This is a genomic window from Streptomyces sp. NPDC051219 (assembly GCF_040682335.1).
Taxonomy (GTDB): Bacteria; Actinomycetota; Actinomycetes; order Streptomycetales; family Streptomycetaceae; genus Streptomyces.
Genome location: NZ_JBFBAS010000002.1, coordinates 420,508 through 442,641 on the forward strand (window position 1 = coordinate 420,508; position 22,134 = coordinate 442,641).

Here is a 22,134-nt window from a genome sequence, read left to right on the forward strand (position 1 = left end):
CAGCTGACGGGCGGGCCCCGACCGGAGGTTGGGGTGCCGGTACTGTTCGGCAGATGAGCAGGCTGAATCTCGACGACTTCTCCGATCTGATCGAACGCCCCGACGGGGGTGTACGGCGTGACGCCGAGGAACGCCGGGAGCGGCTGACCGTGCCGCCCGGCTCGCTCGGCCGGCTCGACGAGCTGGGTGAGTGGCTGTCGGCCGCGCAGGCCTCGGTACCGGTCCGGGCCATCGAGCGTCCCCGCGTGGTGCTGTTCGCCGGCGACCACGGGGTGGCGGAGCTGGGCGTCTCCGCCCGTCCCGCCGGCGGCGCGCACGAACTGGTGCGCGGCGTGATCGAGGGCACGAGAGCCGTCTCCGTACTGGCCCGGCGGCTCGGCATTCCGGTACGGATCGTCGACGCGGGCCTGGACTGCGACCCGGGCCTGCTGCCGGACGAGGTGGTACGCCACCGGGTGCGGCGCGGCTCGGGGCGGATCGACGTCGAGGACGCGCTGACGGCCGAGGAGGCCGAGGAGGCCGTACGGCTCGGCATGGCCATCGCGGACGAGGAGGCCGACTCCGGCACCGATCTGGTCGTTCTCGGCGATCTGAGCGTCGGCGGCACCACATCCGCCGCCACTCTGATCGCCGCGCTGTGCGGCACGGACGCCTCCGTGGTCACCGGCCGCGGCGGTTCGCCCATCGACGACCTGGCCTGGATGCGGAAGTGCGCGGCCGTCCGCGACTCGCTGCGCCGGGCCCGGCCGGTCCTGGGCGACCAGTTGGAGCTGCTGGCCGCGGTGGGCGGCGCCGATCTCGCGGCGACCACGGGTTTCCTGCTCCAGTGTGCGGTGCGGCGGACCCCGGTGATCCTCGACGGTGTCGTGTCCGCGGCGTGTGCGCTGGTGGCGCAGCGGGCGGCTTTCCGGGCGCCGGACTGGTGGCTGGCAGGTCAGACGAGCGGCGAGCCGGGTCAGGCGAAGGCCCTGGACCGGATGGCGCTCAACCCGCTGCTCGACCACGGCGTCACCGTGGGCGAAGGAACCGGGGCGTTGCTGGCGCTTCCTCTCGTCCAGGCCGCCGCGGCGCTCGCGGCCGAGCTGCCCGAGCGTACGGACCGTCATCGCCAGGCGGACCGTGACGACCAGGCGGACCGTACGGGCGCGACGGAAGTGGCCGAAGAGCAAGAGACCGACTGAGTTTCCGGAGGGTGCGGCCCGAGCGGCCGCGTCCTCCGACCGAGCGCGGCTTCTCGATGGCGCTGGGGCGGCTCGGCGATCCGGCCGACGGGCAGTGCGTGATGCTCGAATGCACCGATGCCGGGGCGAACTGCGCGCGATGCCGAGTTTCGTGCCGTGGGGGACCCAAGGGTCTCTCCCCCGACCTGATGCGGCGTGACCGCGACTCCGAGAACGGCCTGATGGAGTTCATGGTCATCGAACTCCTCCGACGTGCCGGAGAGATCTGGATCACTCAGGTCGCACTCAACTTCGCGATGTTCAGGTCGGTCTTCGAACGTGGCTCGAAACTCGGCGCGGGACCCGTGCTGAGGCTGTGGCGCTCACTGCTCAGCTTCTTCTCCCGCTGGTGGCAGATCGAGTCGCTGTACCGCGCCAACGCCAAGTACCGGCCGATCTGGGAGCCCCGTTTCATGCTCTTCGAGAAAAGCAGCGATCTGCTGCGCATCGGACTCGCCGCGGGCCGCGCCGAGGGATTCCTCGAAGCGCCGGGCCTGCCCAATCGGGTGCACCGCAGGCACCTGGAGACAGAGCGATGAACCGCTCCGGCGTGCGCCGGGTCACTCGCCAGGAGTGGGGACCGCTCTACCGGACCTTGCGCGACGCGCTCGTCGCGAAGAAGTGGCGGGCTGTTCCCATGACCCTGTTCGCCGTCTGTCTGACGGCGTCGTTCCAGGTCGTACAGAACCAGTCCTGGGGCTTTCGGACGGTCCAGAACATCGGCTCCGTCAGGGCGGACGACCCGCTCTGGCTCGCGCTGCTGCGCACCCCGCTCTCGCTGTTCGTCCCCGCCCTCGATCTGCCGGTCTGGGGTGCGCTGGCCCAGATCCTGCTGGTGTTCGGCGTCGCGGAGATCTGCGTCGGCCAACGGCGCACGCTTGCGATCGGTTACCTGGCCACACTGGCCGGGACGCTGTACGCCCGCGTCGGTATCGCGCTGGGACCCGACGCCTTCCTCGGCCTGCCCGCCTCGGACGCACAGGTGGTCGACACCGGCCCGTCCGCGGCCGTGGTCGGCCTCGCCGTCTTCGTGTGCCGGCGATACGGGGCGCATCTCACCGGCGCCCTGGTGATCGCGCTCATGATCGTGGAGGTGCTGGTCAAGAACAACCTCGCCGGCAAGGAGCACCTGGCGGCGATCGCCGCGGTCCTTGTGCTGTGCGGGATCTCGGGGGCGGTGCACCGTACCGTTCTGCACCGTGCCGCACAGCGTCAGCGACGCTCCTCGGCAGCCGTCGCCTCGTCATCGGGGGTACCCCCGATGAGGTCCTGGAACTTGCGGCGTGGGCCCGCCCAGCGCCGGTCGTGATGGAAGGCGCGCAGCCCGGCCCGCGCGCGGGCGCGGGGGCGATTGCGGTAGAACCGCTTCGCCCACGGCGAGCCGGGCCGGGCCAGCCGGACGGCACCGATGATCGCCACGAAGGGGATGACGGTCCCCAGGAGAGCGGTGCGGGGTTTGCCCTTGCCCAGCGCGAGCAGCGCGAAGAAGAAGTTGAGCGCGACGTTCATGATGACCGCGCCGCGGCTCTGCCGCTCATGCGGGGTCAGTTCATTGACACCGAAGGGCAGGAAGCCGCCGAGGATCAGAGCCACCAGCGCGGCGGTGAGCACCACGACTTCGACGCTCTTGCGCCCCTGTTCGCTCCAGTAGACGTCGTCGAGATGCAGTACGAGGGCGAACTCGTCGAGCACCAGTCCCGCGCCGATCCCGAAGATCACCGCGGAGACCATGGCCCCGACGCCGAACCGGCCGCTGCCCACCGCCCCGAAACCGCCGACGACCGTCAGGATGACGCCCGGGACGACGTGGTGAACGTGCAGGCCGCCGGGCGAGACGTTCCTGAACGGCCCCTTGCCGGCCCGGATCAGCCGGGTGATGGTCCGGGTGATCAGGAAGGAGAGGACGAAGGAGAGGAGGGCGAGGAGGAGCGGAAGCTTGCCCGGCTCGACGATGTTGCGGTACCACCAGTCACCCATGCGACTCACCCATGCGACCGCTCCCGTTTTGCGCGTTATGAGCAACTTACCGGGATCAGTGCCGGACGGACCGGGATAACCTGCGCCCGATGACCGAGACCACTCCCCCGCCCCCTCCGCCCGCGCCCGGCGACGGCATACGGTTCGCCTTCGGCACCCTCACCGCCCTGCCCGTCCGGGTGGCACGCTGGGACCGGCCCGCGGCGCGCGCGGGCATGCTGGCCGCGCCCCTCGCCGGACTCGTCGTGGGCCTCTGCGCGGCCGCGCTCGGCGGCGTCCTGCTGCTGCTCGGGTCGGGACCCCTTCTCGCCGCGGTCGCCACGGCGGCCGTACCCGCCGCGCTCACCCGAGGGCTGCATCTGGACGGGCTGGCCGACACGGCGGACGGCCTGGGCAGCGCGAAGCCGGCGGCCGACGCGCTGCGCATCATGAAGCAGTCGGACATCGGCCCGTTCGGTGTCCTCACCCTCCTGTTCGTCCTGCTCGCGCAGGTGGCGGTGGTGTACGAACTGTACGACTCGGGGGGCTGGGCCCGCGGAGCCGGGGCCGCGGTCGTCGCGGGCGTCGCCGCCCGGCTGGCGCTGACCCTGGCCTGCCGCGCCGGCGTTCCGCCGGCGCGCCCTGAGGGCCTGGGCGCTGCGGTCGCGGGCGTGGTGCCGGTACGGACGGCGGTGACGGCGGCCGTGCTGGTCACCGCCGGATGCGCGGGCGCCGGGGGGTTGTTGGGCCCGTACGGCGCACTGCAGCATGCGCTGGCGGCACTGGCGGCACTGGGGGCGGCCCAACTCCTGCTGCGGCACTGCGTGCGCCGGTTCGGCGGGGTGACCGGGGACGTGTTCGGCGCTCTCGCGGAGACCGCGGCGACGACGGCGCTGGTCGTGCTCGCGCTGGGCTGACGACTGCTCGCGAGGGGCCCAACTCCGTGCGAATGACCGGTTCGAGGCGGGGAACACGGCTTCTGACACGGCGCAGCTCCGCATCCGAGCGGGGCTCGCCACCGAGTGGTAGGAGCAGACATGCTGGCATTCGTGGCGGGCGCGCTCTTCTTCATCGCGTTCATCCTCCACGCGACCGAGACGTCGACCGAGGTGCTCTTCTCCCCGATGAGCCTCATGCTCCTCGGACTGACGGTGCTGGCCGTCCATCTGGCCGGCGTGGGCGCCGGCTGGTCCTCCCGGCGCGGACGTCGGTAACGGACGGCGGTACGAACTGGGTGCCCGGCGGCGCGCGCAGGCCCGGGAAGGCCTAGCAGGAGCGCCGCCAGGCGCCCAGTTCGTACTTCTTCAGGATCGAGCTGAGCTTCAGGCCGCGTGCCTCTCGGCAGAACCTGGCCGTCGGAAGTGCGTACTCGGCGTGGAAGACCGCCTTCCCGGCCGCGGTGAAGGGCGCCAGCTCGGCGCACTCGCCGTACTGCGCGCACTGCTCGTTGACCGCGAAGTCGAAGTCGGCCACCAGCTCCTGGATCTGGTCCAGGTCGTTCTTCAGGCCCACCGCGAGGCCGCGCTCGTGCGCGAGCCGGGCGATCAGCCGGTTGTAGCGCAGCTGGTCGGCGGCGGTCAGGGGGAAGCCGGTGCGGTTGCGGTAACCGTCCATGTTGTCCGGTTCGACCGCGTCGAAGCCCTTGTCGCGGCACATCTCGATCCGCTTGGCCATCAAGGGCCCGAGCACGTCTGTACGACGGATGTCGAGCCAGCGCTCGCCGTCCCATCCGTTGCCCCGCCCGAGTACTTCCCGTGGGAAGTCGGCGGCGTCCGGGCGGAATTCCTCCCAGGCTCCGGTGGAGAGGTAGCAGATGACCTTGCGGCCCTTGCGGTGCAGGCCCGCCACGGCTGAGGCCGAGTGGTCGAATCCGTCGATGTTGTAGACCGGCACGTCGACCGAGGTGTCCAGCTTCCCGCTGAGCTGCCACTGCCAGGCGACACCGGGCGCCGGCTGCCAGCGGCCACGCGAGGGCGGAGCCGCGTCCCCCTCCGGCGACGGGGACGTGCAACCGGCGCCGGCCATCAGGAGGAGCAGGACCATCAGGCACAGGCGCCTCATCCGGCAGTCTCCAGGGCATGTGGAAGGGTCCCCCACGGGTGCGCGCCGCCGCCGGGGACGGCGCAGTGCACGGCGGCGCCGCGTTCGGTGGCGAGTTCGGCGGCGGGCCTGCCCTGCGGGACCGCGTACACGAGGTGGCAGAAGCGCTCGGGCGGGTGCGCGGCCGTCCACTCCGGGACCACGTCGGACTCGTACGCGTCCCAGGGGCCCTCGAAGGTGACGAGTACGTCGGCCAGGTCCAGGTAGCCGGGGTGCGGGTGGACGCCGTGGTTGAGGACAACCGTCGCCGCGCCCGCGGCCCTTGCCGCGACGGACAGCCGGCCGTAGTGCGGGAGCAGTTCGGGCTCCGCGGAGACCTGGTCGAAGAAGACCCCGTCGGTGCCGTACCAGTCGCGATGGCGCAACAGGTCCTGGACGACGGCCGGGTGCGGGCGCCGCGCATAGTCCGTGTCGGCGTAACCCAGAATGCGGACACCGGCCGACCGCAGACGCTCCGCGACCGCGGCGAACGCCTTGTCGGGCGCGCTGCCGGGGCCACTGGCCGGGTTGAGCACGACGCCGTACAGCCGGGCGGCGGACCGGATCACGGCCTCCCAGGCTTCCGGCCGGTCGGCGGGGTGCTCGTAGAGCGGCACCAGCAGCATGGCTTCCTTCTGCCTTCTGACTTCACTTCTGACTGCCGGACTTCTGGCTGCCGGCTTCCGGCTTCCGGCGTCCGGCTTCCGGCTTCCGGCGTCCGGCTTCCGGCTTCCGGCTTCTGACGTGTGCCGGTTCTAGCGGTGAGCGGTCGCCCGCCCCAGCAGAACACAGACCAGCGCGGCGAGGACCGCGGCCGCCGTGCCCGCCACCACGAGCTGGACCCGCTGAGGGTTGTCCGCCTCCATGAGCAGGGCCACCGTCTGGGCGAGGGCGGCAGCTCCGCAGACCGAGGCCGCGGCGAGCACCGCGCCGAAGGACTGCAGGAGCAGCCCGGTCCACAGGACCGCGCCGAGCAGCAGGAGCGTGGCGAGCCGTACCCCGCCGAGGCCGGGGGCGTCCGGCCACAGCGCGGTGCCGACGACGCCCAGGGCCAGCAGGACCAGGAGGTAGCCGGTCAGGCACTCGGCGAGCGTGCCGGCCGTGGCCCGCCAGAAAGCGCCGGGGGTGGTGGAGGCCCGGAGCCCTGCGAGGCTGTCGCTGCGGAAGCGGTGCAGCAGCCACTCGGCGGGCCCCATGCTGAGGGTGAGCGCGACGGCGGAAGGCGCGGCCACCGCCGCCCCGGGTCCGCTCGCGAGCACCTCGCCGAGCGCCGCGTGGAGTACCAGGACGCCGGTGCCGAGACCGAAGAGCCCGTACGGAAGCGAGGCGGCGAGCCGAGGTGCGGGCCGTACCCGCGAGGCCGTACCCTCCCTGCCCCCGCGCCCCGCGCCGGAGCGCCCGGATGCCCGGAGCCCGGCCACACCGTCGGCCAGGAGCCGCCACCGGAGCCGCGCCCAGGCCTCGAGGCCCGCCGCGCGGCGCGCGGTCGCGTCGGGCGGCAGGGCCCAACGCGGTACGCGTGGCTCCCGCGGGCCGGCGTCGGCCTGCCGGCAGTGCGGCCCGAGTTGGGGAACCGCCGCCTCGCGGCTGTACAGGTGGGACACGGCCGTCGCGAACCGTCGGCGGCGCAGCGCGGACAGGAAGAGCACCGCCGCCCGCAGGCCCGGCCCACCCGGCAGCGGCAGTTCGCGCGCCGCCAGTGCCACCGCTGCCAGCAGCGACGTCACCAGCAGTGCTATGCGCGCCGCCGAGGGGAGCGTGAGGACCGTGGTGAGGGCGGCGCCCGCCGCCATCGGCAACAGGGCGTAGAGCAGTGCGCGTTCGCGGCCCAGTACCAGCAGGACGGTCGCCGCGCCGAGGTACAGCGACTGCCCCGACGCGAACGCCGCCGCGGAGTCCGGCCCCGACACGGAGAACGAGACGGCCGCCCCGAGCAGCGCTCCCGCCGGCGCTCCGGCGAGCAGCGCGCGGCCCGCCGCCTCCCGGTCGCCGAGGCCCAGCCACGAGTACGCCCGGTGGGAGAGCGACTGGTTCCACACCCATCCGACGAGCGCGCCCGCCAGCAGGGTGACCGTTCCCGCCGGCAGCCCGAGCCGGTCCGGGGGGCCGGACAGCAGCGGGGCGCCCAGGACGTACGCCAGTCCCGGCAGCGCGAAGACCAGGCCGCGCAGCAGACAGCCGAGAAGGCTGGCGTTCCACGGGTCGACGACCGGGCCGGGCGGCTCCGGGAAGCGGCGCGGCACCCGGGCGTACAGCTCCTCGGCGAGGGCGAAGGAGTCCTCGCGGCCGTAGCTGAGCCTGATGTGGTCGTCCGTCATTCCGTCGGACTCGAGAATCGCGGCGATCTCGTCCGGGTGCACGGCGGCGGCGATCATGTCGTCGAGCCGCTCGGCGAGTTCCTCCAGCGGGTCGGCGGCCGCCCGGCCGGGGCGCTGCCTCGGAATGAGCGGCAGCGTGTCGGCGCGGTCGCCGGGCGTGAGCCAGAGCGGGCCGCTCACCGGAGCGAGCCTCCCTCGGTCTTCGTCCCCGAGTGCCCCCAGACAGCGAGCTCGCGGTGCCAGGGATCGGTGAGCCGCAGGGTCCAGTCGGAGCTGTCTGCGTGCCCCATGCCGCCGTACGCGGGCTCGAGACCCGGCTCGTACGCGGGCTCCGGAAAGCCCGCGAGCTCGCGGTAGATCCGCCGGAAGCCGTCCACGGAGCGGCGCAGTGTGAACTGTTCGACGACCCGCTGCCGGGACAACCGGCCGAGCCGGGCCCGTCGTTCGTCGTCGTTCAGCAGCGTGAGCGTGGCCTGTGCCATGAGCGCGGGCTCTCGCGGGGGCACGACGAGTCCGGTGTCGCCGACGGCCTCGCGCACGCCCCCCACATCGGTCGACACGGTGGTCCGGCCGCAGGACATGGCCTCGATGATGCTGAAAGGGAAGCCCTCGCTGATGCTGGAGAGCATCACCACACTCCCCGCCGCGTAGGCGCGGGCGACGTCGCTGACGCGGCCCTCGTAGGTAATGCCGTCGGTGACTCCCAGCTCGGCTGCGAGTTTCTCGAGCCGTGTCCGGTAGTCCTCGCCGCCCGCGGGGACCCCGCCGAAGAGGCGCAGCCGCAGTTCCGGGAGCTCGGCGCGCATCAGCGCGTACGCCCGTATGAGCGTCTCCAGGTCCTTGATCGGGTCGACCCGGCCGGCCCAGCTGAGGGTCGGGACACTCGGCTCGGCGCCCGCCTCGGGGAACGCGTGCGGATCGACGCCGTTGTAGATGGTGCGGATCTTGTGGGCGGGGGCGCCGCCCCGCTCCTCCCAGCGCCGGTTGTACTGGTTGCACGGGGTGATGAGGTCGGCGCGCCGGTAGCCCTCCGAGTTCAGCTCCCGGTAGAAGCTCAGCATCAGGGCCTTGACCGGCCAGCGCTGTGACTCGCTCCGGTAGCCGAGGTAGCGCTCGCGCAGGTAGATGCCGTGCTCGGTGAGAAGGAAGGGAACGCCGTCCAGCTGTTGCGCGGCGAGCGCCGGCAGGGTCGCGAGCCCGCTGCTGACGGCGTGCGCCACGCTGTCCTCGGGGATCCGGACGGACAGCGGGCGCAGGGCGTGCTCCAGCAGGTCGGTGGCGGTGAGCGCGTCGTGGACGGTGGGCCTGGCCGCGGATATCTCCAGGTGCGGCATGGTCCAGATCCACATCAGCGAGCGCAGTACGGACTCCGAGCGCAGCGCCCCCGACAGCCGTCCTTCGCGGGCCAGTTCGGCGAGGGAGTACAGGGCGGAGGAGAAGTCGCAGCCCGACTCCGGGTCGAGAAGGGCGAGGAGAAACCTTTCGTAGGTGTCGATGAAGCGGCGGCGTTCACGACCGAACATCGGACGCCTGACCGACCGGGCCGACGGCGGCCCCCAGAGGGGGACCGCCGTGTGCCGGTAGACGTTGCGCGGCAGCTCCCAGGTGACCGGCTCGCGGCCGCTGCCGGTGAGGGCGACGACGTTGAAGTCGACCTCGGGCATGCCGCGCACGAGCTGGTCGCACCAGGTACTGACGCCCCCGTGGACATGCGGATACGTTCCTTCGGTGAGCATGGTCACGTGACGCCCATGGCTCATTCGGTGTCCCCCCAGGACGTGATCGGCTGTGCTGGTCAGGCCTGCCGTGCGGGTCAGGCGGGCAGTTTCAGCGTGATCGCCGACTGCAGCAGTTCGGGCGCCGCCCACGCGGAGCGCTGCCCGGCGTACGCGGTGCCGAACGCGGAGGTTCCCAGGAGCAGTTGCTTCCTGGTGCCCTCGGGCGCGGTGACCGGTGCGGTAACCCCGGCCGGGGCCTTGACCGTGACCGTGGTGCCGACGCGGTACGCGGTCACCTTGCCGTCCGCGAGGGCCTTGTCCCATGCCGTGCGGCGGTTCAGTTCGGTGCCGGCCTGACTCTGGCGAGGGTTGACGATCGGCGCGTTGTCGGCGAAGAGCCCCCGGTAGTCGGCCAGGAGCTTGTCGAGGACGGGGTAGAGGATCCGCTCCTCCGCGAGGTTGGACTGGTGGACGTAGTGCGGGCGCGGGTCGTTGCCGATGACGTGGCCGAGGGCGGTCCGGGCCTCCTGCGGGACGATGTGGCCGGTGTAGCCGGTGGCCTCGTCGAGCGGTTCGTCCAGGCAGGTGGAGGCGGGGTTGGTCGCGCAGACGCCGCTGCCTCCGTCCTCCGCGCTGGTGTAGATCCAGTTGTACTCGTCGGTCATCTCGGCGGCGGTGCCGACGTTGTAGTACACGTTCATGGGGTGGCGGGGCACGGTGAGGGCGCTGCCGACGGCGCGCTGCCGCGGCTCGCGGGAGTTGTCGCTCGCGGTCCATTTGACCCCGTTGTCGGCCAGGGCCGGTGCGAGGTTGGGGTTGTCCACGGGCTGCTGCGGGAGGGTCTTGAGCCCTGAATGCTCGCCGGTGACCAGCTCGGTCCGGTCGACGGGCAGGCCCTTGCCGAGCGCCCAGTTGTGGTTGTCGCGGATCTGCGCGGAGATCTCGGCGCGGCTCATCCACGTGGTGTTGCCCGCCGCGTCCTTCGCGCACTGCCAGGGCACGGTCGAGGTGTCCTGCACACAGCCGAGGAAGGGGTGGGTGTAGGTGTGGTTGATCCAGCGGTACTGCGCCCGGTCGGCGAGCAGCCGTTCGGTCAGCGCGTCGGCACCGCCGTTCTCGGCCTTCCACTCCTCGCCGGCTCCCGCGTTGTAGACCATGTCCAGGGTGAAGCCGCTGGACCGCTGCCACTGTGCGGCGTACTGCGCGTCGGCGGCCGTCATCCGGATCGGCGTGGTGCCCTCGCCCTCGCCGTCGCCGCAGTCGAAGTCGCCCGGTGTGCAGTTGAGCTGCTTGTCCCAGCGGGCGTCCGGTGCGAAGACGTCGTCGACGTGGACGGAGAAGTAGTTGCGGCTCTGTCCGAGGTGGACGCCCTGGGTGAGCCATTCGACGATGCCGCGGGCCAGCAGCCGGAACTGCCGCTGGTGCTGGTTGTAACCGAAGGTCACGACGAGCTCGCGGCGGCCGTCGTGGGCGTACTCGCCGAGCAGGCTGCCCCGGCCGGTGCCGCCGGTGACGGGTGCGTCGAGGTAGCTGGTGAAACCTTCCCTCGGCCGCGCGACGTAGCCGTAGCTCTCGTCGACGACGCCGGAGTTGTCCTCGAAGGTCACCTGGCCGTCGAGGTAGCCGAACGGCCCGGCCTTGCCGGCCGGCGTCAGCGCGGCCTCCGCGCCGTCCAGGACGCCCGAGTAACCGCCGCTGTCGGTGTAGTCGAGCCCGACGCCCGGGTGCGCCCACGTGTAGGCGTCGACCTGGCGGATTCCGTACGTCTTCTCGTACGCCACCAGGGCTGTCATCTCGGCGGAGCCCGCGCCGAACGGGTCCTCGTTGGGAAGGACCACGCCCTGGTACTTGGCGCGCGGCAGTCCGGCCACGGTGTCGCTGAGGAAGGCGCTGTCGATGACCGGCCGGCCGTACTCGCCCAACTCGATCTCCGTGTACGGGACTCCGGTGTTCTTCAGTTCGGCGGTCACGGCCTCGACGGCGCTGCCGCCGTCGTCGACGACGAGAACCTTGAGGTCGATGCGCGGCGTCGGCGGGGCCGCGGCCGCCGACGCCGGCAGGACGGCCGACACCAACGCTGCCGTCGCGAACGCGACGGCAGCTCTGCTCATACGGATGCTCTGCACCATCTGTGGTCTTCCCCCCTGCCAGATCCTCCGTGGACGTCCCACGGGGGATCTGTGGAAATCATGCAAAGGAACACAGCGTTCCCTTGCGAGAGTGGCTTGAGTGTGGCGGACCTCTCACTGTCTGGGCGGCAAACCTGGAACAGAGACCACACACGGGTGAACCACGCCGCTTCACACTCGAACAATTTGCCAAACCCCCGAGACCCGTACGGTCGAGTCAAGGCGCGTAGGCTCATTTCCGGCGTGAGTGGGGCCGGAATACGATGCGCCGGGAACGGTCGATCCCGTCCCCCCGGCCGCTAGAGGCCCATACAACAAACGGAAGCGAGACCTCACCACCGTGACTGCTCTGACTCTCAGCACTGCCGGCGCGGCGACGCTCCGCGCCGACGCCCTCGTCGTCGGCGTCGCCAAGAGCCCGAAGGGCGGGAAGGGACCCGTAGTCGCCCCCGGCGCGGAGGCCGTGGACACGGCGTTCGACGGCAGGCTCGGCAGCGTCCTGGAGGCCCTCGGCGCCACCGGCTCCGAGGGCGAGGTGACCAAGCTCCCCGCGCCGGCCGGACTCAAGGTCCCGGTCGTGCTGGCGGTCGGCCTCGGTCCCGCGCCCGAGAAGGGTGAATCGTTCGACCCGGACGCCCTGCGCCGCGCCGCGGGTTCCGCGGCCCGCGCGCTGTCCGGCGCCAAGAAGGCGGGCTTCGCGCTTCCAGTCGAGGACGCCTCCGACGTGACGGCGATCGCCGAGGGTGCCCTTCTCGGCGCGTACGCCTTCACCGCGTACCAGGGCGGCGAGAAGACCGGCAAGGCGAAGAACGACAACGGCGTGAAGCTGCCGCTCGGTGAGGTCACCGTGCTCGGCGCCAAGCCCCGCGACAAGGCGCACAAGGCCGCCGCGGAGCGCGCGCAGATCGTCGCCACCGAGGTCAACATCGCCCGCGATCTGATCAACACCCCGCCGAACGACCTCACCCCGGAGGCCTTCGCCGCCGTCGCCGCCGCGGCCGGCAAGGAGAACGGCATCAAGGTCCAGGTGCTGGACGAGAAGGCGCTGGTCAAGGGCGGTTACGGCGGCATCCTGGGCGTCGGCAAGGGCTCCGAGGCCCCGCCGCGCCTGGTGAGGCTCTCCTACACGCACCCCAAGGCGACCAAGTCGCTCGCCTTCGTCGGCAAGGGCATCACCTACGACTCGGGCGGCATCTCGCTCAAGCCGGCCGGCCACAACGAGACGATGAAGTGCGACATGAGTGGCGCGGCCGCGGTCTTCGCCGCTGTCGTCTCGGCCGCCAAGCTCGGCCTCGCGGTCAACGTCACCGGCTGGCTCGCGCTCGCCGAGAACATGCCGTCCGGCTCGGCCACCCGTCCCGGTGACGTGCTGCGCATGTACAGCGGCAAGACCGTCGAGGTCCTCAACACCGACGCCGAGGGCCGGCTCGTACTGGCCGACGCGCTGACCCGCGCCTCGGAGGAGAAGCCGGACGCGATCGTCGACGTGGCGACCCTGACCGGCGCGATGGTGCTGGCGCTGGGCAGCCGCACCTTCGGCATCATGGCGAACGACGACGCTTTCCGTGCCTCGATCCACGAGATCGCCGAGGAGGTCGGTGAGGCCTCCTGGCCGATGCCGCTCCCCGCCGACCTCCGTAAGAGCATGGACTCCCCGACCGCGGACCTCGCCAACATGGGCGAGCGGATGGGCGGCGGCCTGGTCGCGGGTCTCTTCCTGCAGGAGTTCGTCGGCGAGGGCATCACCTGGGCGCACGTCGACATCGCGGGACCGGCCTTCCACGAGGGTGCGCCGTACGGCTACACCCCCAAGGGCGGTACCGGCTCCGCGGTCCGCACCCTGGTCCGGCTTGCAGAGCGCACCGCCGCCGGCGACCTGGGCTGAGTCACCCCTTCCCTACGGCCCGGGCTGCCCTACGGCCCGGGCCGTAGGGCTGTGTCCGCCGAGGATCCGCGGCGTGGCACCGCCGTGGCCGCTGCCGTGGGAATGGGCGTGCCGGCTGCCGTCGTTGCCGTGAGGGCCGCGTGTACGCCTGCGACGAAATCCGTACCTTCGTACGCAGCGGTAACCCGTCGAGACGGCGGATGGGACGTTTCACACCCCGGCCCGGCGTCCCGCCTCCCGTCAACAAGTGCGAAGATGGGTTCTCGGCAGGACAGGGCCCCCACCACAGGGCCGAAGAAAAAGCGGCCGAACACCAGCCGCCGCCCGGTCATCGAGGACCGGCGCCCGGCGCACATGCATGGAGGACGTGACGTGGCGAACGACGCCAGCACCGTTTTCGACCTAGTGATCCTCGGCGGCGGTAGCGGCGGCTACGCCGCGGCCCTGCGCGCTGCGCAGCTGGGTCTGGACGTGGCCCTGATCGAGAAGAACAAGCTCGGCGGCACCTGCCTGCACAACGGATGCATTCCCACCAAGGCCCTGCTGCACGCCGGCGAGATCGCGGACCAGGCGCGCGAGTCGGAGCAGTTCGGTGTCAAGGCCAGCTTCGAGGGCGTCGACATGGCCGGCGTCCACAAGTACAAGGACGACGTCATCGCCGGCCTGTACAAGGGCCTGCAGGGTCTGGTCGCCTCCCGCAAGGTGACCTACATCGAGGGTGAGGGCCGCCTCTCCTCCTCGACTTCCGTCGACGTCAACGGCCAGCGCGTGCAGGGCCGCCACGTCCTGCTGGCGACCGGCTCAGTGCCGAAGTCGCTGCCGAGCCTGGACATCGACGGCAACCGCATCATCTCCTCGGACCACGCGCTGGTCATGGACCGTGTCCCGCAGTCCGCGATCGTGCTGGGCGGTGGCGTCATCGGCGTCGAGTTCGCCTCGGCGTGGAAGTCCTTCGGTTCCGACGTCACCGTCATCGAGGGTCTGAAGCACCTCGTCCCGGTCGAGGACGAGAACAGCTCCAAGCTCCTGGAGCGCGCGTTCCGCAAGCGCGGCATCAAGTTCAACCTCGGCACCTTCTTCGAGAAGGCCGAGTACACCGAGAACGGTGTGCGGGTCACCCTGGCCGACGGCAAGACCTTCGAGGCCGAGGTGCTGCTCGTGGCCGTCGGCCGCGGCCCGGTCTCGCAGGGGCTCGGCTACGAGGAGCAGGGCGTCGCGATGGACCGCGGCTACGTCCTCGTCGACGAGTACATGCGCACCAACGTGCCGACGATCTCGGCCGTCGGTGACCTCGTCCCGACCCTCCAGCTCGCGCACGTTGGCTTCGCCGAGGGCATCCTCGTCGCCGAGCGGCTGGCAGGCCTCAAGGCCGTGCCGATCGACTACGACGGCGTGCCGCGCGTGACGTACTGCCACCCCGAGGTCGCCTCCGTCGGTGTCACCGAGGCCAGGGCCAAGGAGATCTACGGTGCGGACAAGGTCGTCGCTCTGAAGTACAACCTCGCGGGCAACGGCAAGAGCAAGATCCTCAAGACCGCGGGTGAGATCAAGCTCGTCCAGGTCAAGGACGGTGCCGTGGTCGGCGTCCACATGGTCGGTGACCGTATGAGCGAGCAGGTCGGCGAGGCGCAGCTCATCTACAACTGGGAGGCTCTGCCGGCCGAGGTCGCGCAGCTCATCCACGCGCACCCGACGCAGAGCGAGGCGCTCGGCGAGGCCCACCTGGCCCTGGCCGGCAAGCCCCTGCACTCCCATGACTAGTAGTCCCGGGCGCGACGACCACTTCCGCACATCTGTAAGGAGCAACTGAAACCATGGCGGTTTCCGTAACCCTTCCGGCGCTCGGCGAGAGCGTCACCGAGGGCACTGTCACCCGCTGGCTGAAGGCCGAGGGCGAGCGCGTCGAGGCCGACGAGCCGCTGCTCGAGGTGTCGACCGACAAGGTCGACACCGAGATCCCGGCCCCCGCCGCGGGCATCCTCGCGTCCATCAAGGTCGCCGAGGACGAGACCGTTGAGGTCGGCGCCGAGCTGGCCGTCATCGACGACGGCACCGGCGGCGCAGCCGCTGCCCCCACCCCGGCCGCTGCCGAGGCGGAGCCCGTGCAGGCCGAGGCCCCCGCGGCCCAGGCCCCGGCCGCCGAGGCCCCCGCGGCCCAGGCTCCGGCCGCCGAAGCCCCGGCTGCCGAGGCTCCGGCCCCGGCCGCCGCTCCGGCTCAGTCCGGCGGCGCCGCCGAGGGCACCGACGTCGTCCTTCCCGCGCTCGGCGAGAGCGTGACCGAGGGCACCGTCACCCGCTGGCTCAAGGAGGTCGGCGAGACGGTCGAGGCCGACGAGCCGCTGCTCGAGGTATCCACCGACAAGGTCGACACCGAGATCCCCGCCCCGGCTTCCGGTGTGCTGCTGGAGATCGTGGTCGGCGAGGACGAGACCGCCGAGGTCGGCGCCAAGCTGGCCGTGATCGGTGCCGCGGGTTCCGCCCCGGCCGCCGCTCCCGCGCCCGCCGCTCCGGCTCCGGCCGCCGAGGCCCCCGCGGCTCCGGCCGCCGCCCCGGCTCAGCCTGCGGCTCCGGCTCAGCCTGCGGCTCCGGCACCCGCGCCGGCTCCGGTCACGCCTGCTGCCCCGGCCGCTCCGGCCGCCGCACCGGCTCAGGCGCCCGCGCCTGCTCCGGCTCCGGCTCCGGCCGCCGTTCCGGCCCAGGCCGCGCCCGCCGCTCCGGCTGCCCCGGCTGCCCCGGCTCCGGCCGCTACCGCCGGTGACGACGGTGCGTATGTCACGCCGCTGGTCCGCAAGCTCGCCGCCGAGAGCGGCGTCAGCCTCGCCTCGGTCAAGGGCACCGGCGTCGGTGGCCGTATCCGCAAGCAGGACGTCATCGCCGCCGCCGAGGCCGCCAAGGCCGCCGCTCAGGCTCCGGCCGCGGCTGTCCCCGCCGCCGCGAAGGCCCCGGCCCTCGATGCGTCCCCGCTGCGCGGCCAGACCGTCAAGATGACCCGGATGCGCAAGGTCATCGGCGACAACATGATGAAGGCGCTGCACACGCAGGCCCAGCTGACCTCCGTGGTCGAGGTGGACATCACCAAGCTGATGCGTCTGCGCGCCAAGGCCAAGGACGCCTTCGCCGCGCGGGAGGGCGTCAAGCTCTCGCCGATGCCGTTCTTCGTGAAGGCAGCGGCCCAGGCGCTGAAGGCCTACCCGGTCGTCAACGCCCGGATCAACGAGGACGAGGGCACGATCACCTACTTCGACACCGAGAACATCGGTATCGCGGTGGACTCCGAGAAGGGTCTGATGACCCCGGTCATCAAGGGAGCGGGCGACCTCAACGTCGCCGGCATCTCCAAGAAGACCGCGGAGCTGGCGGCCAAGGTCCGCGGCAACAAGATCACTCCGGACGAGCTGTCCGGCGCGACCTTCACGATCAGCAACACCGGCTCGCGCGGTGCGCTGTTCGACACGGTCATCGTGCCGCCGAACCAGGTCGCGATCCTGGGCATCGGAGCCACCGTCAAGCGCCCGGTGGTCATCGACCACCCGGAGCTCGGCGAGACCATCGCCGTGCGCGACATGACCTACCTGGCGCTCTCCTACGACCACCGTCTGGTGGACGGCGCGGACGCCGCCCGCTACCTGACGGCCGTCAAGGCGATCCTGGAAGCCGGCGAGTTCGAGGTCGAGCTCGGCCTGTAAGGCTCCGGCAGCACGACGGCGCCCCCGCCCGGAGAAAGTGATCCGGGCGGGGGCGCCGTCATGTGCGGGCGGGAGCCGCGCCCGGCACCACCGTGCGTCCGGTCGTCAGTCGCCTCGCCAGATGTTGTCGAAGGCCGCCTTCTCGATGTCTCGCCGTTGCCGTTCGGCCTCCAGGTCCCGCAAGGCGTCATTGACCGCGGCGAGCACTGTCGCCACCGCGTCGTCGGCCACGCCCGGGAGGTCACCAGTCCGCTTGTCGCGGATGCCGACGGCCGCCGCCAGGGCGGCGAGGACGGGCTCGTCCGATGTCCAGCGGTTCGCCGCCAGGCGGCGAGCGGGCGAATCGACGAGCACCATCCGACTGCTCCGGAAGGGGATCCAGCGGCGGCGTTGCCGAGTGAACTGCCCTTCCTCCTCAAGGGCGGCCGCATAGGCCGCGGACAGGCCGCGGCCTCTGCGCCACAGCCACTCGCCGACCGACTCGTACGGCGCTTGTCGGGCAAGTGACGACGCGGCCTCGTCCAACAGGCGATCGGCCGTTGCCGGCCGGTCGCTCGGCACGATGCGATCGCCGTCCAGCCTGACGGCCTGGGCACTGAGAAGGTCGATCACCTCGGCTCCCGCGAGCGCGAGCGACAGATTGCCCGGCTCGACAGGGCGAGTGGGGGCCATGTCCATGGCAACGGTCAACAGGTCGCGCGGTGTGCTCATGAATGGCTCCACGTCAGGGGCGTCAGGGGCGTCAGGGGCGTCAGGGGCTATGGGTCACTGAGCAGCCGGCGGCGTGACACCACGCCAAGGTCAGCTGCCCTTGTCGGTGGCCGCCGCGATCGCTCCACGGATCTGCTGCGCGTAGCCGGCGGGCGTGAAGTCCGGCCCCACACCCTCGACCAGAATCAGATCACTGATCGTGTGGTCGGTGCGCAGAGACGGGATCTGCTGGTACTCGGGCGAGTTGTACCACTCCTTCCCCTTCGCCATGTCGGGGAACTCGATCAGCACCGCCGAGCCCAGCCATCCTCCCTCCTTCGGAACCCCACCCGGGATGCGCAGGTGATTGATCAAGTATGTGCTCATGTCCCGCCCCTCTCGGATCGTGTCGTGCCAGCAGCCAACCGTGCGCCGGAGCGGACTCCGTCCGGGAGCGGCGAGTGAGTGCGAGCGGGTCGCCCTCGCCATGGACGTGATGGGTGAGCGGTCGCCAGGTGAGCGGTCACCAGGTGAGCGGTCACCAGGTGAGCGGTCACCGCCCAGCGGTCGCCCGGGAGTCGATGTCCGGCCCGAGCGTCTCCCGGATCTGCGCGGCGAGATACGGAAGGCAGGCAATAACGTGCTCGGCCGGCGCCCGAGGAGAGGGAGGCGAGCGGCGGGCGGTCCGGTGGGGCTCGGCGCCCGCCCACCAGCACTTCCGAGTACGAGCTTCCGAGTACGAGTTTACGGAGCGAGGACCGCAGCTGCATCACTCGCCGATCGACCTGATCCGCCGCTGCTCCGAAGCCGGAGGGACAGTGCAGCGTAGGGGGACGATCCCGGAAGCCCACCCCCGGGGATAATCGCCGGTAGCCTCGGCCTCGGCCACCGCGAAGGAGCCCTCATGACCCCGCCCGTCGTCCACTCGCTGCGCGAGCAGATCCGCGAGCACATCGTGGAGGGGATCGTGAGCGGGCGCTGGAAGCCGGGTGAGCGGATCGTCGAGCGGCGGATCGCGGTGGAGCTCCAGGTGAGCCAGACGCCGGTACGGGAGGCGCTGCGCGAGCTGGAGACTCTGCGGCTGATCGAGTCGGCGCCCAACAAGGGCGTCCGGGTGCGGAATCTGTCGGCGGCCGACCTGGAGGAGATCTATCCGGTACGGGCGGGTCTGGAGCAGATCGCGGCGGAGCTGGCCGCGCCCCGGCTGGCCGAGGACGTCTCGCTGCTCGAACCGCATGTCGCAGCCCTCCACGAGGCCGACCGCATGGCCGACGGGACGGCCCAGGTCCTCCACACGGTCGGCTTCCACCGCGAGCTGGTGCGGGCGGCCGGCAACAGCGTGTTGCTGCACACCTGGGAGAGCCTGGGCATCGAGGTGTTCACCGCGCTCTCCATCCGGTGGCTGGGGACGGTCCAGCAGTCGTACGCGGAGGAGCACGAGGCGCTCGTCGACGCCTTCCGGCGACGCGATCCGGAGATCGGTGTACTGGTGAAGCAGCACGTGCTCGGATGTGCACCACGCGCCTGATCAGCCCCCATTTGCCGGTAATGCGAGGCGGCACCGCGTGCCCTATTTCGCGGCACGGAATGCCAATTTCGGTGTCCGGACAAGATTTTGCCTCCCAACCTTTGATCGATCATCGATCAATTGTTTACAGTCTTCTACGGGCTCACCCGCCCTTCGCCCTGTCCTGCCAGACAAGGCCCCTTTTCTCCACCCCCCTCCAGTCCGGAAGGCGGCGCATGATGACCGACCTCGTAGGAAACCGTCCGAGTGAGCTCGACCAGCTCCCGGACCGTGACACCGAGGAGACCGCCGAATGGGCGGCCTCCCTCGACGCCGTCACCAAGGCCGCCGGCCCGCACCGCGCCTCGTATTTGATGCGCCGGACGCTCCAGCACGCCGAGGGCGCGGGCCTCGCCCTGCCCAAGCTGCTGGAGACGGACTACGTCAACACCATCCCCACCGCCGCGGAGCCCGAGTTCCCCGGCGACGAGGAGATGGAGCGCCGCATCACCGCGTGGAACCGCTGGAACGCGGCCGCCATGGTCACCCGGGGCTCGCGCTTCGGCGTCGGCGGCCACATCGCCACCTTCGCCTCCGCGGCCTGGCTCTACGAGACCGGCTTCCAGCACTTCTTCCGGGGCAAGGACTCACACGAAGCACCCGGGTCCGGAGACCAGCTCTACATCCAGGGCCACGCCTCCCCCGGCATCTACGCCCGTGCCTTCCTGGACGGACGGATCAGCGAGCAGCAGCTCGACAACTTCCGGCAGGAGTCCGGCGGCAACGGACTGCCCTCCTACCCGCACCCGCGCCGGCTGCCCTGGCTGTGGGAGTTCCCCACCGTCTCCATGGGCCTCGGGCCGCTCTCCGCGATCTACCAGGCGCGGTTCAACCGCTACCTGCACAACCGCGGAATCAAGGACACCGCCCACTCGCACGTCTGGGCCTTCCTCGGCGACGGCGAGATGGACGAGCCCGAGTCGACCGCCGCTCTCGCCCTCGCGGCGCGTGAGCAGCTCGACAACCTGACGTTCGTCATCAACTGCAACCTGCAGCGCCTCGACGGCCCGGTCCGCGCCAACTTCAAGATCGTGCAGGAGCTCGAGGCCCAGTTCCGCGGGGCCGGCTGGAACGTCGTCAAGTCGCTCTGGGGCTCCGCCTGGGACGAGCTGTTCCAGCTCGACACCACGGGCGCGCTCGTACGGCGGCTGCGTGAGGTACCGGACGCGCAGTTCCAGACGTACGCCACCCGCGACGTCGCGTACATCCGGGAGCACTTCTTCGGCACCGACCCGGCGCTCGTCCAGCTGGCCGGGGTTCTGACCGACGCGAAGATCGCCGAGTGCTTCCACACCTCGCGCGGCGGCCACGAGCCCCGCAAGGTGTACGCCGCCTATCGCGCCGCCGTCGGGTTCAAGGGCGCGCCGACGGTGATCCTGGCCCAGACGGTGAAGGGCTACACGCTCGGCCCCGGATTCGAGTCCAAGAACGCGAACCACCAGATGAAGAAGCTCTCGGGCAAGGAGTTCCGCGCGATGCGGGACCGGCTCGACCTTCCGATTCCGGACGCGAGGCTCGACGAGGACCTGGTGCCCTACGGCCACCCGGGCGAGAACTCCCCCGAGGTCCGCTACCTCCAGGAGCGCCGCGCGGCCCTCGGCGGCCCGGCCCCCTCGCGCCGCGTCCACGCCGTGGCCCTGCCCGACCCCGACGAGAACAACGCGCGCGCCTTCGAGGCCCTGTACAAGGGATCGGGCAAGCAGGAGATGGCCACCACCATGGCCTTCGTCCGCCTCGCCAAGGACCTGATGCGGGACAAGGAGACCGGAAAGCGCTGGGTGCCGATCGTCCCGGACGAGGCCCGCACCTTCGGCATGGAGTCGCTCTTCCCGTCGGCCGGCATCTACTCGCCCCTGGGCCAGACGTACGAGCCGGTCGACCGCGACCAGCTGATGTACTACAAGGAGGCCAAGGACGGCCAGATCCTCAACGAGGGGATCACCGAGGCCGGTGCCATGGCCGACTTCATCGCCGCCGCGACGTCGTACGCGACGCACGGCGAGACGATGATCCCGTTCTACATCTTCTACTCGATGTTCGGCTGGCAGCGCACGGCCGACCAGATGTGGCAGCTCGCCGACCAGCTCGGCAAGGGCTTCATCGTCGGCGCGACCGCCGGCCGTACGACCCTGACCGGCGAAGGCCTCCAGCACGCGGACGGCCACTCGCACCTGATCGCGTCCACGAACCCGGCGTCGCTGAACTACGACCCGGCCTTCGCGTACGAGATCGCGGTCATCGTCAAGGACGGTCTGCGCCGCATGTACGGCCCCGAGGCCGAGAACGTCTTCTACTACCTGACGGTCTACAACGAGCCGAAGCCGCAGCCGGCGATGCCCGAAGGCGTCGAAGAGGGCATCGTGCGCGGTCTCTACCGCTTCAAGGAGGGCGTGGCGCCGTCGCCGGACGCTCCCCGGCTCCAGCTCCTCGCCTCCGGTACGGCGATCCACTGGGCCCTGGATGCGCAGAACCTGCTCGCCGCCGACTGGGGAGTCGCGGCCGACGTCTGGTCCGCGACCTCGTGGGGCGAACTGCGCCGCGACGCGCTGGAGTGCGACGAGGCCCTGCTCCGGGGAGAGCAGCGGACTCCGTACGTCACCCAGGCGCTGGAGGGCGCACCCGGGCCCGCGCTCGCGGTCAGCGACTGGATGCGGCAGGTGCCGGACCAGATCAGCCAGTGGGTCGAGCAGGACTACTCCTCGCTCGGCACGGACGGCTTCGGCCTCTCCGACACGCGTGACGCGGCCCGGCGTCACTTCGGCGTCGACGCCCAGTCGATCGTCGTCGCCTCGCTGGCTCAGCTCGCCCGCCGCGGCGAGGTCCCGGCCTCGGCCGTGAAGGAGGCCCGCGAGCGGTACGAGCTCTGACCTCGTCCCGACCGCGTCA

The 22,134-nt window shown here is 71.2% G+C and carries 18 protein-coding genes; 10 read left to right on the plus strand and 8 right to left on the minus strand.

The window, feature by feature from the left end:
* Window positions 1-62: 62 nt before the first annotated feature.
* Genes cobT through AB0M62_RS04705 form a run of 3 tightly spaced genes read left to right on the plus strand, consistent with a single transcriptional unit; the run spans window position 63 to window position 2,529 of the window.
* Complete coding sequence (gene cobT / locus AB0M62_RS04695) at window positions 63-1,181, plus strand: nicotinate-nucleotide--dimethylbenzimidazole phosphoribosyltransferase (protein ID WP_366072694.1); 1,119 nt, start codon at window positions 63-65, stop codon at window positions 1,179-1,181.
* Window positions 1,182-1,192: 11 nt separating this feature from the next.
* Window positions 1,193-1,759, plus strand: coding sequence for a phosphatidylglycerol lysyltransferase domain-containing protein (locus AB0M62_RS04700; protein WP_366072643.1), 567 nt, complete (start codon window positions 1,193-1,195; stop codon window positions 1,757-1,759).
* A complete protein-coding gene (locus AB0M62_RS04705) occupies window positions 1,756-2,529 on the plus strand; it encodes a hypothetical protein (RefSeq protein WP_366072644.1) in 774 nt (257 codons plus the stop codon). Before AB0M62_RS04700 ends, AB0M62_RS04705 begins: the two co-directional genes overlap by 4 nt.
* Here AB0M62_RS04705 and AB0M62_RS04710 read toward each other — a convergent pair.
* Window positions 2,433-3,197 (minus strand): hypothetical protein, encoded by a 765-nt coding sequence (locus AB0M62_RS04710; RefSeq protein WP_366072645.1) that lies wholly within the window; start codon window positions 3,195-3,197, stop codon window positions 2,433-2,435. The two genes, AB0M62_RS04705 and AB0M62_RS04710, sit on opposite strands and share 97 nt — an antisense overlap.
* A gap of 89 nt (window positions 3,198-3,286) precedes the next feature.
* Between AB0M62_RS04710 and AB0M62_RS04715 the strand changes: the two genes are divergently transcribed.
* Complete coding sequence (locus AB0M62_RS04715) at window positions 3,287-4,093, plus strand: adenosylcobinamide-GDP ribazoletransferase (RefSeq protein ID WP_366072646.1); 807 nt, start codon at window positions 3,287-3,289, stop codon at window positions 4,091-4,093.
* 120 nt (window positions 4,094-4,213) lie between these two features.
* Window positions 4,214-4,390: a hypothetical protein gene (locus AB0M62_RS04720; protein ID WP_366072647.1), complete on the plus strand. Its 177-nt coding sequence runs from the start codon at window positions 4,214-4,216 to the stop codon at window positions 4,388-4,390.
* Between the two features lie 52 nt (window positions 4,391-4,442).
* Here AB0M62_RS04720 and AB0M62_RS04725 read toward each other — a convergent pair whose 3' ends face one another.
* The 5 genes from AB0M62_RS04725 to AB0M62_RS04745 form a co-directional block, all read right to left on the minus strand.
* The gene (locus AB0M62_RS04725) at window positions 4,443-5,237 is read right to left on the minus strand and encodes an endo alpha-1,4 polygalactosaminidase (protein WP_366072648.1); all 795 of its coding nucleotides are present in this window, start codon (window positions 5,235-5,237) and stop codon (window positions 4,443-4,445) included.
* Window positions 5,234-5,881, minus strand: a complete 648-nt coding sequence (locus AB0M62_RS04730) for a spherulation-specific family 4 protein (protein ID WP_366072649.1) — start codon at window positions 5,879-5,881, stop codon at window positions 5,234-5,236. Before AB0M62_RS04730 ends, AB0M62_RS04725 begins: the two co-directional genes overlap by 4 nt.
* Window positions 5,882-6,010: 129 nt before the next feature.
* Entirely contained in the window at window positions 6,011-7,753 is a 1,743-nt protein-coding gene (locus tag AB0M62_RS04735; protein ID WP_366072650.1) for a hypothetical protein, read from the minus strand.
* The gene (gene pelF / locus AB0M62_RS04740) at window positions 7,750-9,333 is read right to left on the minus strand and encodes a GT4 family glycosyltransferase PelF (protein ID WP_366072651.1); all 1,584 of its coding nucleotides are present in this window, start codon (window positions 9,331-9,333) and stop codon (window positions 7,750-7,752) included. The genes AB0M62_RS04735 and pelF overlap by 4 nt, the downstream gene beginning before the upstream one ends.
* A 53-nt stretch (window positions 9,334-9,386) precedes the next feature.
* Window positions 9,387-11,420, minus strand: a complete 2,034-nt coding sequence (locus tag AB0M62_RS04745; protein WP_366072653.1) for a hypothetical protein — start codon at window positions 11,418-11,420, stop codon at window positions 9,387-9,389.
* Window positions 11,421-11,760: 340 nt separating this feature from the next.
* Between AB0M62_RS04745 and AB0M62_RS04750 the strand changes: the two genes are divergently transcribed.
* From AB0M62_RS04750 to sucB, 3 genes are all read left to right on the plus strand, one after another.
* Complete coding sequence (locus AB0M62_RS04750) at window positions 11,761-13,305, plus strand: leucyl aminopeptidase (protein ID WP_366072654.1); 1,545 nt, start codon at window positions 11,761-11,763, stop codon at window positions 13,303-13,305.
* Window positions 13,306-13,677: 372 nt separating this feature from the next.
* Window positions 13,678-15,066, plus strand: a complete 1,389-nt coding sequence (gene lpdA / locus AB0M62_RS04755) for a dihydrolipoyl dehydrogenase (protein WP_366072655.1) — start codon at window positions 13,678-13,680, stop codon at window positions 15,064-15,066.
* 53 nt (window positions 15,067-15,119) lie between these two features.
* Entirely contained in the window at window positions 15,120-16,991 is a 1,872-nt protein-coding gene (gene sucB, locus AB0M62_RS04760) for a 2-oxoglutarate dehydrogenase, E2 component, dihydrolipoamide succinyltransferase (protein ID WP_366072656.1), read from the plus strand.
* Between the two features lie 105 nt (window positions 16,992-17,096).
* Here the strand turns inward: sucB and AB0M62_RS04765 are convergent, their stop codons facing one another.
* Entirely contained in the window at window positions 17,097-17,702 is a 606-nt protein-coding gene (locus tag AB0M62_RS04765; RefSeq protein ID WP_366072657.1) for a GPP34 family phosphoprotein, read from the minus strand.
* 90 nt (window positions 17,703-17,792) lie between these two features.
* Complete coding sequence (locus AB0M62_RS04770; protein ID WP_366072659.1) at window positions 17,793-18,068, minus strand: DUF1330 domain-containing protein; 276 nt, start codon at window positions 18,066-18,068, stop codon at window positions 17,793-17,795.
* Window positions 18,069-18,585: 517 nt separating this feature from the next.
* Between AB0M62_RS04770 and AB0M62_RS04775 the strand changes: the two genes are divergently transcribed.
* Both AB0M62_RS04775 and aceE read left to right on the plus strand, forming a co-directional pair.
* Window positions 18,586-19,209: a GntR family transcriptional regulator gene (locus AB0M62_RS04775; protein WP_366072661.1), complete on the plus strand. Its 624-nt coding sequence runs from the start codon at window positions 18,586-18,588 to the stop codon at window positions 19,207-19,209.
* Window positions 19,210-19,427: 218 nt separating this feature from the next.
* Window positions 19,428-22,115: a pyruvate dehydrogenase (acetyl-transferring), homodimeric type gene (aceE, locus tag AB0M62_RS04780; protein WP_366072662.1), complete on the plus strand. Its 2,688-nt coding sequence runs from the start codon at window positions 19,428-19,430 to the stop codon at window positions 22,113-22,115.
* Window positions 22,116-22,134 lie beyond the last annotated feature (19 nt).

Excerpts from the sequence above, each read along its gene's own strand:
- AB0M62_RS04705 (WP_366072644.1), top strand. The coding sequence starts at position 1,756 with ATGAACCGCTCCGGCGTGCGCCGGGTCACTCGCCAGGAGTGGGGACCG.
- AB0M62_RS04710 (WP_366072645.1), bottom strand. The coding sequence starts at position 3,197 with ATGGGTGACTGGTGGTACCGCAACATCGTCGAGCCGGGCAAGCTTCCG.
- AB0M62_RS04715 (WP_366072646.1), top strand. The coding sequence starts at position 3,287 with ATGACCGAGACCACTCCCCCGCCCCCTCCGCCCGCGCCCGGCGACGGC.
- AB0M62_RS04720 (WP_366072647.1), top strand. The coding sequence starts at position 4,214 with ATGCTGGCATTCGTGGCGGGCGCGCTCTTCTTCATCGCGTTCATCCTC.
- AB0M62_RS04725 (WP_366072648.1), bottom strand. The coding sequence starts at position 5,237 with ATGAGGCGCCTGTGCCTGATGGTCCTGCTCCTCCTGATGGCCGGCGCC.
- AB0M62_RS04730 (WP_366072649.1), bottom strand. The coding sequence starts at position 5,881 with ATGCTGCTGGTGCCGCTCTACGAGCACCCCGCCGACCGGCCGGAAGCC.
- pelF (WP_366072651.1), bottom strand. The coding sequence starts at position 9,333 with ATGAGCCATGGGCGTCACGTGACCATGCTCACCGAAGGAACGTATCCG.
- AB0M62_RS04745 (WP_366072653.1), bottom strand. The coding sequence starts at position 11,420 with ATGGTGCAGAGCATCCGTATGAGCAGAGCTGCCGTCGCGTTCGCGACG.
- sucB (WP_366072656.1), top strand. The coding sequence starts at position 15,120 with ATGGCGGTTTCCGTAACCCTTCCGGCGCTCGGCGAGAGCGTCACCGAG.
- AB0M62_RS04765 (WP_366072657.1), bottom strand. The coding sequence starts at position 17,702 with ATGAGCACACCGCGCGACCTGTTGACCGTTGCCATGGACATGGCCCCC.
- AB0M62_RS04770 (WP_366072659.1), bottom strand. The coding sequence starts at position 18,068 with ATGAGCACATACTTGATCAATCACCTGCGCATCCCGGGTGGGGTTCCG.
- AB0M62_RS04775 (WP_366072661.1), top strand. The coding sequence starts at position 18,586 with ATGACCCCGCCCGTCGTCCACTCGCTGCGCGAGCAGATCCGCGAGCAC.
- aceE (WP_366072662.1), top strand. The coding sequence starts at position 19,428 with ATGACCGACCTCGTAGGAAACCGTCCGAGTGAGCTCGACCAGCTCCCG.